General features: G+C 66.9%; 12 protein-coding genes. 11 read left to right on the top strand and 1 reads right to left on the bottom strand.

The genetic code is table 11. The features are described 5' to 3' along the window. Positions 1-91 precede the first annotated feature (91 nt). From M0765_RS13260 to M0765_RS13220, 9 genes are all read left to right on the top strand, one after another. Positions 92-541, top strand: coding sequence for a hypothetical protein (locus M0765_RS13260; protein ID WP_258504079.1), 450 nt, complete (start codon positions 92-94; stop codon positions 539-541). A 92-nt stretch (positions 542-633) separates the two neighbouring features. Further along, positions 634-1998 (top strand): tRNA (N6-isopentenyl adenosine(37)-C2)-methylthiotransferase MiaB, encoded by a 1365-nt coding sequence (gene miaB / locus M0765_RS13255; RefSeq protein WP_258504078.1) that lies wholly within the window; start codon positions 634-636, stop codon positions 1996-1998. Beyond that, positions 1998-3425 carry a sensor histidine kinase gene (locus tag M0765_RS13250; RefSeq protein ID WP_157612079.1) on the top strand — a complete coding sequence of 476 codons (1428 nt, stop codon included), beginning with the start codon at positions 1998-2000 and terminating at the stop codon, positions 3423-3425. Before miaB ends, M0765_RS13250 begins: the two co-directional genes overlap by 1 nt. Before the next feature lie 98 nt (positions 3426-3523). Then, a complete protein-coding gene (locus tag M0765_RS13245) occupies positions 3524-4180 on the top strand; it encodes a hypothetical protein (RefSeq protein ID WP_258504077.1) in 657 nt (218 codons plus the stop codon). Positions 4181-4211: 31 nt separating this feature from the next. Continuing rightward, positions 4212-5600: a sigma 54-interacting transcriptional regulator gene (locus M0765_RS13240; protein WP_258504076.1), complete on the top strand. Its 1389-nt coding sequence runs from the start codon at positions 4212-4214 to the stop codon at positions 5598-5600. Positions 5601-5793: 193 nt separating this feature from the next. Continuing rightward, a complete protein-coding gene (locus M0765_RS13235; RefSeq protein WP_126747965.1) occupies positions 5794-5997 on the top strand; it encodes a hypothetical protein in 204 nt (67 codons plus the stop codon). Between the two features lie 7 nt (positions 5998-6004). Next, complete coding sequence (gene mdoH, locus M0765_RS13230; RefSeq protein ID WP_258504075.1) at positions 6005-8020, top strand: glucans biosynthesis glucosyltransferase MdoH; 2016 nt, start codon at positions 6005-6007, stop codon at positions 8018-8020. 306 nt (positions 8021-8326) lie between these two features. Then, positions 8327-9223 carry an RNA ligase family protein gene (locus tag M0765_RS13225; RefSeq protein ID WP_258504074.1) on the top strand — a complete coding sequence of 299 codons (897 nt, stop codon included), beginning with the start codon at positions 8327-8329 and terminating at the stop codon, positions 9221-9223. Then, positions 9220-10359 carry an AAA family ATPase gene (locus M0765_RS13220; protein ID WP_258504073.1) on the top strand — a complete coding sequence of 380 codons (1140 nt, stop codon included), beginning with the start codon at positions 9220-9222 and terminating at the stop codon, positions 10357-10359. Before M0765_RS13225 ends, M0765_RS13220 begins: the two co-directional genes overlap by 4 nt. A 65-nt stretch (positions 10360-10424) precedes the next feature. Here M0765_RS13220 and ffh read toward each other — a convergent pair whose 3' ends face one another. Next, positions 10425-11813 carry a signal recognition particle protein gene (gene ffh, locus M0765_RS13215; RefSeq protein ID WP_258504072.1) on the bottom strand — a complete coding sequence of 463 codons (1389 nt, stop codon included), beginning with the start codon at positions 11811-11813 and terminating at the stop codon, positions 10425-10427. A gap of 193 nt (positions 11814-12006) precedes the next feature. Here ffh and M0765_RS13210 point away from each other — a divergent pair, with 193 nt between their 5' ends. Both M0765_RS13210 and M0765_RS13205 read left to right on the top strand, forming a co-directional pair. Next, positions 12007-12816, top strand: a complete 810-nt coding sequence (locus tag M0765_RS13210; RefSeq protein WP_258504071.1) for a cytochrome C assembly family protein — start codon at positions 12007-12009, stop codon at positions 12814-12816. Further along, positions 12813-13070, top strand: a complete 258-nt coding sequence (locus M0765_RS13205; RefSeq protein ID WP_157612073.1) for a PP0621 family protein — start codon at positions 12813-12815, stop codon at positions 13068-13070. Before M0765_RS13210 ends, M0765_RS13205 begins: the two co-directional genes overlap by 4 nt. Positions 13071-13074 lie beyond the last annotated feature (4 nt).

Genomic DNA, 13074 nt, shown 5'->3' with positions numbered 1-13074 from the left:
AATGGCCCGTGCACAACCCGCTGTGGCAGGCGCAAGGCCGAATTCAACCTCGCCGCTAAAATCGCCGCTCCACAGCCTCTGGATATACCCCATGAACCGCTGCAAGAAACCCACGAATGCTCTCACTTTCATAGCGCTTTGCACAGTAGCTGCAAGCCTTTTTTCCATTGACGCGGCGGCCCAGGCCGACATTCCCCGGCCGCAGACGCAGAACGAGTCGCTCGTGGGCGGCCGTACGTTCCCGGTCGGCACGCTGCGCGGCAAGTTCATGGTGATCGACGGGGTCGACGTCGAACTCGACGGCAAGCCTGACCGCATGGCGCCGGGCGGACGCATTCGCAGCGCCCAGAACATGCTGGTCATGTCGAGTGCCATCACGGGTCAGAAATACCTGGTCAATTACACGCGTGACGCAGCAGGCCTGCTGCGCGAGGTCTGGATCCTGACGCCCGACGAAGCCGTTGCCAGGCGCGAATCGCTCGACAAGCCGCTCCTGAACATCTGGCCGTTCACCACGAACGACACCGTCAACACGCAATAAAAATGCCAGCGGGCCCTCGCCCGCCGCGCTTCCGGACGCCGCGCGCGTCCGGTATTCCGCCTTCCCGCTCGGGAGGGCCAAGAGAGCACCCCATGAGCAAAAAAGTCTTTATCAAAACCTTCGGCTGCCAGATGAACGAGTACGACTCGGACAAGATGGCCGATGTGCTGAACGCCGCGCAGGGCTACGAGCCCACCCAGAACGTGGACGAGGCCGACCTGATCCTGTTCAACACCTGCTCGGTGCGCGAAAAGGCCCAGGAGAAGGTGTTCTCCGACCTGGGCCGCGTGAAGCACCTGAAGGCCAAGGGCGTGAAGATCGGCGTGGGCGGCTGCGTGGCCAGCCAGGAGGGCGATGCCATCATCGCGCGCGCGCCTTACGTCGACATCGTGTTCGGCCCGCAAACGCTGCACCGCCTGCCCGAAATGCTGAACGACCGCGAGCGGCTGGACCGCCCGCAGGTGGACATCAGCTTTCCCGAGATCGAGAAGTTCGACCACCTGCCGCCCGCACGGGTGGAGGGCGCTACGGCGTTCGTGTCGATCATGGAAGGCTGCTCCAAATACTGCAGCTACTGCGTGGTGCCCTACACCCGCGGCGAAGAAGTGAACCGCCCGCTGGACGACGTGCTGGTGGAGATTGCCGGCCTGGCCGACCAGGGCGTGCGCGAGGTCACGCTGCTGGGGCAGAACGTGAACGCCTACCGCGGCCGCATGGGCGATACGGCGGAAATTGCCGACTTCGCGCTGCTCATCGAGTACGTGGCCGAAATCCCCGGCATCGAGCGCATCCGCTACACGACCAGCCACCCGAACGAATTCACCCCACGGCTGATCGAGGCCTACGCCAAGGTGCCGCAGCTCGTGAGCCACCTGCACCTGCCCGTGCAGCACGGCAGCGACCGCATCCTGATGGCCATGAAGCGCGGCTACACCGCCATGGAATACAAGAGCACGGTGCGCAAGCTGCGCGCCATCCGGCCCGAGCTTGCGCTCTCCAGCGACTTCATCGTCGGCTTCCCGGGCGAGACCGACGAAGACTTTGCCAAGATGATGAAGCTGATCGACGACTGCCAGTTCGACAACAGCTTCAGCTTCATCTTCAGTCCGCGCCCCGGCACGCCGGCCGCGGCGCTGCACGACGACACGCCGCATGCGGTGAAGCTTGCGCGCCTGCAAACGCTGCAGCGCGTGATCGACGGCAACGTGCGCCGCTTCGGCGACGCGCTCGTAGGCACCACGCAGCGCGTGCTGGTCGAAGGCGCTTCGCGCAAGGACGCAAACGAGCTGATGGGCCGCACGGAGTGCAACCGCGTGGTCAACTTCGAAGGCGACGCACGGCTCGTCGGGCAGATGGCCGACCTGCGCATCACGCGCTCGCTCGCCTACACGCTGCGCGGCGAAGTGGCCACGCGCGAAACGTCGACGGCGCCGGCTCCGGCCGCGCTCGCCGCCTGATGGCGAAGCGGCCATCGACGCGGGGCTCGTTCCAGCAGCTCCTTCTTTTCGCATTCCTGCTCATCACCGCCTTGCTGGTGGGCGTGGTGCTGCGCTCTGTGTTCCAGTACGACGCGCTCATGAGCCAGAGCCGCGATGCGGCCGCCCGTGCGCTGCGGCTCTCGGGCGCGGCCCAGTCGCTGGCCGAGCGCAGCGCAGCCATGGAGCGCGCCGGTCGCCAGTCGCTGGTGCTGAACGACGCCGTGCTGCGCCGCCGCTTCGACGATGCCGCGCGTGAAGCGCACCAGGTGCTCGAACGGCTCGAGAACAACGGCCTTGCGCCGGCGGGCATCCAGATGTGGCGCGCCCAGCTCGGCGTGATCGAAGGCCTGATGAGCGGAAGCGCCGACAGCGCGCTCTCGCGCGAAAGCACCATGGCCATGCAGTTCCGCGAACTCGATTCGCTGAACACCAACCTGGCGCAGCAGGCGCAGTTCCTCATCGAAACGCAGAACGACGCGCTGGCCAAGCGCATCGAGAACGCGCGCCGCCGCCTCATGCGCGAGGTGATCGCCGCCAGCGTGCTCGCCGTGTCTCTGGCCTTGGCTTTTGGCATCTGGCTGGCGCGCCCGTTCAAGCGGCTGGAGCACGCCATCGTCGGCCTCGGGCAAAACCGGCTCGACGAGCCGATCGACATTCGCGGTCCGGCCGACATTCGGCGCGTGTCGCAGCAGCTGGAGTGGCTGCGATTGCGCCTGACTGAACTGGACGCCGACAAGGCGCGCTTCCTGCGCCATGTATCGCATGAGCTGAAAACGCCGCTGGCCGCGCTGAGGGAAGGCGTTTCGCTGCTCGAAGACGGGGTGACGGGCCCGCTGAATCCGGCCCAGCTGGAAGTGGCGCAAATCCTGAACCAGAACACCGTGTCGCTGCAGGGCCAGATCGAGGCGCTGCTGCGCTTCAATGCCGCGGCCTTCGAGGCGCGCGAGCTGCGCCGCGAACGCACCGAGTTGCTGCCGCTGATCGAGGAACAGATCGAGGCGCAGCGCCTGCAGTGGCAAGCGCACGGCTTGCGCGTACGCGCAGAGGGCGAACCGCTCACCGTCACGGTGGACCGCACCAAGCTCGGCACCGCCATTGCAAACCTGCTGTCCAACGCCATCCGCTATTCGGCGCGCGGCGGAGTCATCAATATCGTGGTGTCGAGCACGCCGGATTCGGCCTGCATCGATGTCAATGACGCCGGCCCGGGTATTGCCGAAAGCGACCGCGACCGCATTTTCGAGCCGTTCTACCGGGGCGAACGCCAACCCGAGCATGCGGTCAAGGGCACCGGCATCGGCCTTTCCATCGTGCAGGAGTACATTGCTGCCCATGGGGGCCGCATCACCCTGCAGCCGAGCGGGCCTGGCGCGCGTTTTCGCATCGAACTGCCGCGCACGGCCTGATCCCGGATCCAGCCTCCAGAACAACCCACCGCGAATCCTTCGTGAAGCCTCCGGGCATCCACCTGAAACACTGCCTTTTGTCTTTCCTTCGTCGATCCATGTCTTTTTCGTTCGTCCGCAGTTCGACCTTCTACGGGGCGATGGCCGTGCCTTTCGTCCTGCTGCTGGCCGCCTGCGCGACGCAACCCGAGCCCCCGGCCGAGGCCACCGCCCTGCCGCCGCCGCCCGTGGTGCCGCGCGTGATGCCCGTGGAGGCCGAGCCCAAGGCGCCGGCCACGCAGCCGGCATCGCTCTTCACATTGATGACTCAAGGCCCCGTGGCGGCGATGCTGGCCTATGCCGACAAGGTGCGTCCGCTGGGCGGCGCCGAGCTGAGCGCCGAGATCACCCGCGCCGGCGATCCGGGCGATTCGCCCAGCGCACAGATGCAGCTGGCGCTGCTGCTTGCGCAGACGCGCGTGCCGGCCGACCTGGCGCGCGCCCTTGGGCTGATGCAGCGCGTGGCGGCCAACCCCTCACCCGAAGCGCAGCCGCTGCAGCCGCTCGCGCGCGCACTGGCCGCGCGCTACGTGGAACAGCGCCGCGTCGAAGACGACCGCGACAAGCAGGTGCAGCAGCTGCGCGAAAGCCAGCGCCGCATCGACCAGCTGAACGACCGCATCGAAGCGCTGCGCGCCATCGAGCGCAGCTTTGCGCGCCCGAACGCGCCGGCACCGACCCTGCCCCCACCCAACGGCCCCAAGCCCACCCCATGAACATCCAGCGGTTGCAGAAAGAGTTCCCTCGATGAGCACGACCGGCGCGCGCCTGCTGGTGGTGGACGACGACCCGGACATGCTGCGGCTGCTTTCGATGCGGCTGAGTTCGGTCGGCTACCAGGTCACGGCCGTGACCTCGGCCGAAACCGCGCTTACGCAGCTCGAGATCGAGCATCCGCAGCTGGTGCTCAGCGACGTGCGGCTGCCCGGCCGCGACGGACTCCAGCTGTTCGACGAGATCAGGAAACGCCATCCTTCCCTGCCGGTGATCCTGCTCACCGCGCACGGCACCATTCCCGATGCCGTGGAGGCCACGGCGCGCGGCGTGTTCACTTATCTCACCAAGCCGTACGACGGCCGCGAGCTGCTCGACAAGATCGCCCAGGCGCTGGCACTCGGCGCTCCCGCCAGCACGCCCGCCAAGGCCGGTGACGAAAGCTGGCGTGCCGAAATCGTGAGCCGCAGCAACCGCATGTCCGAGCTGCTGGCCGAGGCGCGCATGGTCGCCAAGTCGGACGCCTCGGTGCTGCTGCGCGGCGACAGCGGCGCGGGCAAGGAGCTGCTGGCGCGCGCCATCCACCGGGCGAGCGCTCGCGCCGACAAGCCCTTCGTGGCGGTCAATTGCGGCGCCATTCCCGAGGCGCTGCTCGAGTCGGAACTGTTCGGCCACATGAAGGGCGCGTTCACCGACGCGCATGCCAACCACAAGGGCCTGTTCCAGCAGGCCGACGGCGGCACGCTGCTGCTGGACGAAATCGGTGACATGCCGCCCGCGCTGCAGGTCAAGCTGCTGCGCGTGCTGCAGGAGCGCGCGGTACGGCCACTGGGCGCCAGCCAGTCGATCGAAGTCGACGTGCGCATCATCTCGGCCACCCACCGCGACCTGGACGCGGCCATGGAAGCAGGCCAGTTCCGCGAAGACCTTTATTACCGCCTGAACGTGGTCACGCTCACGCTGCCGCCGCTGTCGGCGCGCCGCGAAGACATACCGCTGCTGGCCAACCACTTCCTGCAGAAGCTGTCGACCAAGTACGGCAAGCGGCTCTCGGGCTTTGCGCCCGAGGCGCTGAAGGCGCTGGCCACAGCCGCCTGGCCGGGCAATGTGCGGCAGCTCTACAACGTGGTGGAGCAGGTTTGCGCGCTGTCGAGCTCGCCGCTCATTCCGCTGGCGCTGGTGCAGCGGGCGCTGCGCGTGCCGACGGTCGAGGTCCAGACCTATGCCGAGGCCAAGCAGCGTTTCGAGCGCGATTACCTGGTCGGGCTGCTCAAGCTCACCGACGGCAACGTGGCCGACGCCGCCCGCCTGGCCGACCGCAATCGCACCGAGTTCTACCGGCTTCTGCAAAAGCATGAACTCACGCCGGGCCACTTCAAGGCCGACCCTGTCGCTCCGGGTAGCGAGCCTGTCGCTGACTAGCGACGGCGCTAAGTTGTTGATTTGAAAGGCTCTTTCCCGACTGCCTGCCAGGCTTGTCGGGATTCGGCGACAAAAACAGAGGTTTCGGAGCCTCCCAAACGGCTCCAACCCCGAAAACCGCATTCAGATCGCGCCAAGTTGTTGATCTGAAAGGGGTTTTTCTACCTGGCACAGGGTTTGCCCCTGTACAGGCATGACAGCACTCAACAGCCCATCTTTCGCACTGCGCCAGCAGCGCGACGGCCTGCGTCAAAAGCAGTTTTCCCCCGTGCGGCCCCGTGCCGCCGGTCATTCGCTGGCCGCGCTCGCAAGCGCGGGCGGCGCCGAACCGGATTGCGTGATCAAGCGCTTTCCTGCCATTGGCGACACCCCTTCCCTCGACAAGCAACGTTGGTAAATCACACATGAAGCCAAACGACTTCTCCCAACTGAACGTGCTGACCGAAGCCGACTTTTCGCACCGCAGCCCGGTGCGCGAAGAACGCCACCCCAATTCCGTGACCGCTCCGCCGGTCAACCGCGGCTCCATGGCGCCCCGCCCCTGGCGCGGCTTCTGGAACAGCATTGGCACCGCCTTGCTGGTCAAGCTCGGCGCCGGCGGCAAGCCGGAGCGCGAAACCGCCGAAGCCAGCGAGCAGGTCAAGCAGCCGTGGCAGCGCGCCGCGGCGCAGCGCCGCTTCGCCTTCATGGCGCTTACGCTGCTGAGCACCGTGATTGCGTCCGCGCTGTTTGCCGGCGTGCAACCCGACTACGACAACATCTGGCTCGAATACGGCCAGATCGGCCTGTACGGCCTGCTTTCGGGCTGGGTCGTCACCGGCTTTGTCACGGCGCTCATGGGCTTTTACGTCTCGGTGCGCGGTGACAAGCACGCCCTGTCGGTCAAGCAGGTGGCCAACCACCCGATGAACCCCGAGGCACGCACCGCCATCATCATGCCGATCTGCAACGAAGACGTTGCCACGGTGTTCGCCGGCCTGCGCGCCACCTGCGAATCGGTTGCTGCCACCGGGCACGCCAAGCAGTTCGACGTGTTCGTGCTGTCCGACAGCTACAACCCCGAAACCGCCGCCGCCGAGCGCGCCGCCTGGGAAGACCTTCGCGCCGCACTGGCCGACAGCCCGAACCAGCCGCAGGTCGAGGTGTACTACCGCCTTCGCACCCGCCGCACGCACCGCAAGGCCGGCAACGTGGCCGACTTCTGCCGCCGCTGGGGCAAGGACTACCGCTACATGGTGGTGCTCGACGCCGACTCCGTGATGAGCGGCGACTGCCTGACCTCGATGGTCAAGCTGATGGAAGCCAACCCGACCGCCGGCATCATCCAGACCGCCACGCAGGCCATCGGCCACGTGACGCTGCATGCCCGCGCGCAGCAATTCGCTTCCCGCGTGACGGGCCGCCTGTTCACGCTGGGCATGCAGTTCTGGCAACTGGGCGAATCGCACTACTGGGGCCACAACGCGATCATCCGCGTCGAGCCCTTCATGAAGCACTGCGCGCTGGCCCCCATCAAGGGCACCGGCGGCATGTCGGGCGGCATCATGTCGCACGACTTCGTCGAAGCCGCGCTGATGCGCCGCGCCGGCTACAACGTGTGGCTCTGCGCCGATCTGGTCGGCAGCTACGAGCAGCAACCGCCGGACCTGCTGGCCGAGCTGCAGCGCGACCGCCGCTGGTGCCAGGGCAACCTGCAGAACGCCCGCCTGATGGCCGAGCCCGGCATTCACCCGGTGCACCGCGCGATGTTCGTGACCGGCACCATGGCTTATGTCTCGGCACCGCTGTGGCTGGCTTTCCTGACGCTCGGCACCGCGCTGTGGCTGAGCGGCTCGAGCCTCATCTCCAGCTGGAGCGTGCTGCCGGCGGAACTGGCCGGCCTGTGGATCTGGACCCTGTGCCTGTTGTTCCTGCCCCGCGTGCTCGGCATTGCCGCCGTGCTGATGCGCGGCGAACAACGCCAGTACGGCGGCCTGTGGGGCCTGGTGAAGAGCTCGGTCCTCGAAAGCGCCCTGGCCATCGTGCAAGCGCCGGTTCGCATGCTGGCTCACTCGCTGTTCGTGCTGGTTGCCCTCACCGGCATCAAGCTCGACTGGAAGTCGCCCCCGCGTGAAGCCGCTGCCGTGCCGTGGAAGGTTGCCGTGTCGCAACTCGCTCCCATGAGCATCGTGGTCGGTGCGCTGGCCCTGGGCGTTGCAATGATCGACCCGAGCGCGCTGATCTGGCTCATGCCCGTTGGCCTGCCGCTGCTGCTGGCGATTCCGCTCACGGTGCTGACCAGCCAGATCGCCCTGGGCACGTCGCTGCGCGACCGCGGCTTCCTGTTGATTCCCGAAGAGTCGCGTTCGCCGGCCGTGCTGCGCCGCGCCTGGATGCATGCGGTGCGCCTTGCGCGTCCCGCGGCACTGGCCACAGCCTGATGCGCTGAAGACACAGCCCCAAAAAAAGCCGGCCTCAGGGTCGGCTTTTTTTATGGTGCGTGGCTAGAATCGCGCCTTCCTTTTTTCAACCCACGGATCCCTCGATCCCCTGGAGCGCCAAGTGCCCCGATTCGCCGTCACCACCCTCTGACGCCGACAACACCACTCGCTGGTCATGTCGGGCGCCTAGCTGCGTTCCCTCACTGACCAGGCACGGCCCGCTTGCTGCGGCCGCCGAGTCGATCTCTCTTCCAGCTTCGCTCCCGCACGTTGTCGGTTCTTCCTGATTTGCATCTGGAGAACAACGTGTTCCCTCTCTCTTCTCTTTCATCCGTTCCGCTGCTCAAGTACCCGCGTACTGCGCATCTGGAAGGCTCGCGCTTGCAGGCCGGCGACACCGACGATGGCCAGACGCCGTTGTCCGCGCTGCAGGGCCAGCATGTGGTCATCGAGGAAAAGCTCGATGGCGCCAATGCGGCCGTGTCGTTCACCTCTGGGGGCGAGCTGCTGCTGCAATCGCGCGGCCACTATCTCGCGGGCGGCGCCAGCGAGCGCCAGTTCAACCTGTTCAAGCACTGGGCTGCCGCGCACGAGCCGACGCTGCTCGAACGGCTCGAGGACCGCTATGTGATGTACGGCGAGTGGTGCTTTGCAAAGCACAGCTGCTGGTACGACCGGCTGCCCGCGTTCTTTCTGGAGTTCGACCTCTACGATCGCCAAGCGCAGTGCTTCCTGTCGACACCCGCACGGCACGCATTGCTCGACGGCAGCCCGGTACTTTCGGTACCCGTGCTCTACGAAGGCGAGATGCCGCACCAGGCGAAGGCACTGCGCTCGCTCGTGCGGCCATCGCTCGCGCGCAGCGCCGGCTGGAAAGTGGCCTTCGAACAGGCCGTGATGCAGGAAGGCCAGCCGCTCGAGCTCGTGCGGCAGCAGACCGACCTGTCCGACTTGGCTGAGGGCCTGTACCTCAAGACCGAGTCGCAGGGCGAGGTGACCGGCCGCTACAAGTGGGTGCGGCCTGATTTCGTGCAGACCATCCTCGACTCGGGCTCGCACCACAGCCGCCGGCCCGTGCTGCCCAACCAGCTCGCGCGAGGTGTCGACCTCTACGCGCCGACGCCGCAAGTGGGCTGGCAAGACCTGGGGCTACGCACGTTCCGCGACCCCGCAGAACTGACAACAACAAGGAGGCCGCGATGACCTACGACGACTTGCGCGCACTGGTGCCGACGCCTCCGCAGGGCTACGACTGGGCCGAGTGCTGCGAACTGCTGCCGGCCCTGCTGCGCCTTGAAGAGACGCCGCAAGACCCGCACTACCACGCCGAAGGCAACGTCGGCATCCATACGCGCATGGTGCTGGACGCGCTGATGCAGGATCCGCACTACCAGCGTGCCGGCGCCGACGTCCGCTTCGTGCTGTTCATGGCCTGCCTGCTGCACGACATCGCCAAGCCGGACACCACCGTGATCGACGAAGCCAGCGGCCGTATCGGCCAGCCGGGCCATTCGCGCCGCGGCTCGGTCGATGTGCGCGTGCTGATGTGGAAGGCCCGCGTGCCGTTCGCGCTGCGCGAAGCCGTGTGCCGGATCATCGCGGTGCACCAGGTACCGTTCCACGCCTTCGCCTCGCGCAAGGGGGTGCGACCCGAGTGGCTGGTGCACAAGCTCTCGTGGGAACTGAGCCTGCCCGACCTGTGCTGCGTGGCGCGCTGCGACATGCTCGGGCGCCACTACGAGAAGCGCGCAGACAGCATGGCCGACATCGCGCTTTTCGAGGAATTGGCCCGGGAAGAAGGCTGCTGGGAAGGCTCTCGCCAAATGGCCGATGCCCACACGCGCCTGGCTTACTTCCGAGGCGCGGACACCAGTCCCGACTACCCGTTGTTCCAGGCTGCGGGGTCGCAGGTCACGGTGATGTGCGGCCTGCCCGCGAGCGGCAAGAACCACTGGGTGGCGCAGCACCGCAAGGGCTGGCCGGTCGTGTCGTTCGACGATGCGCGTGCCGAACTGGGGTTGAAGCACGGCGAGAACGACGGGCTGGCCGCACACCATGCGGTCGATGGGGCCAAGGCGCTGCTGCGCAAGCAGGAGCGCTTCGTCTGGAATGCCACGCACCTGAGCCAGCAGATGCGCACCAAGACGCTGGATCTGCTCTGGGCGTATCACGCCCGGATCGAGCTGGTGTACCTGGAGGTGCCGCACCCCGAGCTGATGCGCCGCAACCGGGAGCGCGACACGACGCTGTCGAACGCGGGCATCGAGCGGATGCTGCATCGCTGGGAGCTGCCGGCGCCCGTGGAGGCGCACGCGACGGTCTACGAGGTGCAGACCTGAAAACGACGAAGCCCGCCGGGGAATGTCCCGGGCGGGCTTCTGTCTATCTATATATATGCGTGGGCTCAGAACGGCAACTTCGGACCGCCCGGGCCACCCATTCCGCCCATGCCCTTCATGCCGCCCATCTTCTTCATCATCTTCATGAGGCCGCCGCCCTTCATCTTCTTCATCATGCCCTGCATCTGCTCGAACTCGTTGAGCAGGCGGTTCACTTCCTGAACCTGCACGCCGGCGCCGGCCGCGATGCGGCGCTTGCGGGTGGCCTTGAGCAGTTCGGGCTTGCGGCGCTCCAGCGGCGTCATGCTCTGGATGATGCCTTCCTTGCGGCGGATGTCGCGCTCGGCGCGGGTCATATCGGCCTCGGTGGCCTTGGCGGCCATCTGCTGCGGCAGCTTGTCCATCAGGCTGGAGAGGCCGCCCATCTGCTTCATCTGCTGCAGCTGGCCGAGAAAGTCGTTCAGGTCGAAGCCCGCGCCGCTCTTGACCTTGGCCGCGAGCTTCTGCGCCGCCGCCACGTCGACGCCGGCCGTGACCTGCTCGACCAGCGCAACGATGTCGCCCATGCCCAGGATGCGGCCGGCATGGCGCTCGGCGTCGAACACCTCCAGGCCGTCGATCTTCTCGCTCGTGCCGGCAAACTTGATCGGCACGCCCGTGACCTGGCGCACCGACAGCGCCGCGCCGCCGCGTGAATCGCCGTCGGTCTTGGTCAGGATGATGCCGGTGAGCGGCAGCGCATCCTTGAAGGCCTTGGCGGTGTTGATCGCATCCTGGCCCTGCATCGCATCGACCACGAACAGCGTTTCGACGGGGTCGAGCGCGCCGTGCAGCTGCTTGATTTCGGTCATCAGCACTTCGTCGATGGCGAGGCGGCCGGCCGTGTCGACCAGCAGCACATCGAAGAAATGGCGCTTGGCATGGTCGAGCGCGGCGCGTGCAATGTCGAGCGGCTTCTGGTCCGGCGTGCTCGGGAACCATTCGGCGCCGGCCTGCTTGGTCACCATCTTGAGCTGCTCGATGGCGGCGGGCCGATACACGTCGCCCGACACGGTCAGCACCTTCTTCTTGCGCTTTTCGATCAGGTGCTTGGCCAGCTTGGCGGTGGTGGTGGTCTTGCCCGCGCCCTGCAGGCCGGCCATCAGGATCACCGCCGGCGGCTGGGCCGCAAGGTTGATGTCGGACACGCCCTCGCCCATGGTGGCCGCGAGTTCGCGGTTGACGATGCCGACCAGCGCCTGACCCGGCTTGAGCGAGCCCAGCACCTCCTGGCCAAGTGACTTTTCCTTCACGCGGGCGACGAAGTCGCGCACTACGGGCAGCGCCACGTCGGCCTCGAGCAGCGCCATGCGCACTTCGCGCAGCATGTCCTGCACGTTGCTTTCGGTAATGCGCGCCTGGCCGCTCATCGTCTTGACGAGGCGGGAGAATTTTTCTGAGAGGGCGGTGGCCATGGAAGAAATGCCTTGCTGCCCGCCGCGGCGGGTCATTGGGAAGTGGTAACTGATGTGAGTGTCGGCCGCCTGCGCCCATTCGCGAAACACCGCCAGAACGGCTTTGCCGAACCGCAGGTGTTGCCCCGGCAGCGGGTTGGCGATGCGCCACGATGTGCGCGAAGACTGGGGGCGAGCCTATTACACTCCTGCAATGATTTTAGCGATCCCCTCCCCACTTGCCGTGGCGCTGGGCATCGCCACCGCGGCTGCCTACGGATTTGCCGCCGCCGCGGGCGCCCGCCTGAGTCGAAAAGCCACCCAGTGGGCCCTGGGGCTCGCATGGCTGCTGCATGCCGCGGTGCTGGCCCACGGCCTGATCGGCAGCCAGCCGCGCTTCGGCTTTGCGCCGGCGCTCTCCGTCACGGCATGGCTGGTGCTTACCGTCTACGCGGTCGAAAGCCGCATGTACCCGCAACTGAAAGTTCGGCGGGCGCTGGCTTGGCTAGGCGCGGCCGCGGTGGTGCTGGCCGTTCTGTTTCCCGGCACGCCGCTGCACGTTTCGGCATCGCCCTGGCTACCGCTGCACCTGGCGCTCGGAATTGCGTCCTATGGTTTGTTCGGCGCAGCTGTCGTGCATGCCTGGCTGATCACACGGGCTGAAAAGCAGATTCGCCTCGCCACCGAGCCGCAGGCCGGGGTGCCGCTGCTCACGCTCGAACGGCTCACCTTCCGCTTTGTCACGGCGGGGTTCGTTCTGCTTTCCGCCACGCTGCTGGCGGGCCTGCTGTTCAGCGAAACGCTGTACGGAGCCACGGTGCGCGCCTGGAAGTGGGACCACAAGACAGTGTTCTCGGTGCTGGCGTGGATGAGCTTTGCCGTGCTGCTGGTGGGGGGCGCGCGCTTCGGCTGGCGCGGCCGCACGGCGCGCCGCGTGCTGTATGCCGGCTCCGCCTTGCTGCTGCTGGCCTATGTGGGTTCGCGTTTTGTGCTCGAAGTGGTGCTGGCGCGCGGCACGGCATGAAATACCTGCTCGTCCTCGCGGTGCTCTGGGTGGCAATCTGGCTCTGGCGCAAGAACCGCCGCGAAGAAATGCGCGACGCGCAGCGCGAAAAGGCAGCCCGCGCCCAGCGCCAGCCCGCCGCACCGGCCGCACCCAAGGCCATGCTGCGCTGCGCGCATTGCGGCTTGCACCTGCCTGCGAGCGATGCGCTCGGCGGCCCGGGCGACGCGGTCTACTGCAGCGCTGCGCACCGTGAGGCCGCCGAGCGCGGCTGAACGG

It is taken from the genome of Variovorax sp. S12S4, assembly GCF_023195515.1.
Lineage (GTDB): Bacteria > Pseudomonadota > Gammaproteobacteria > Burkholderiales > Burkholderiaceae_C > Variovorax.
Note: the sequence above shows the minus strand (reverse complement) of the source record. Positions and strands in the feature narration are given on the sequence as shown.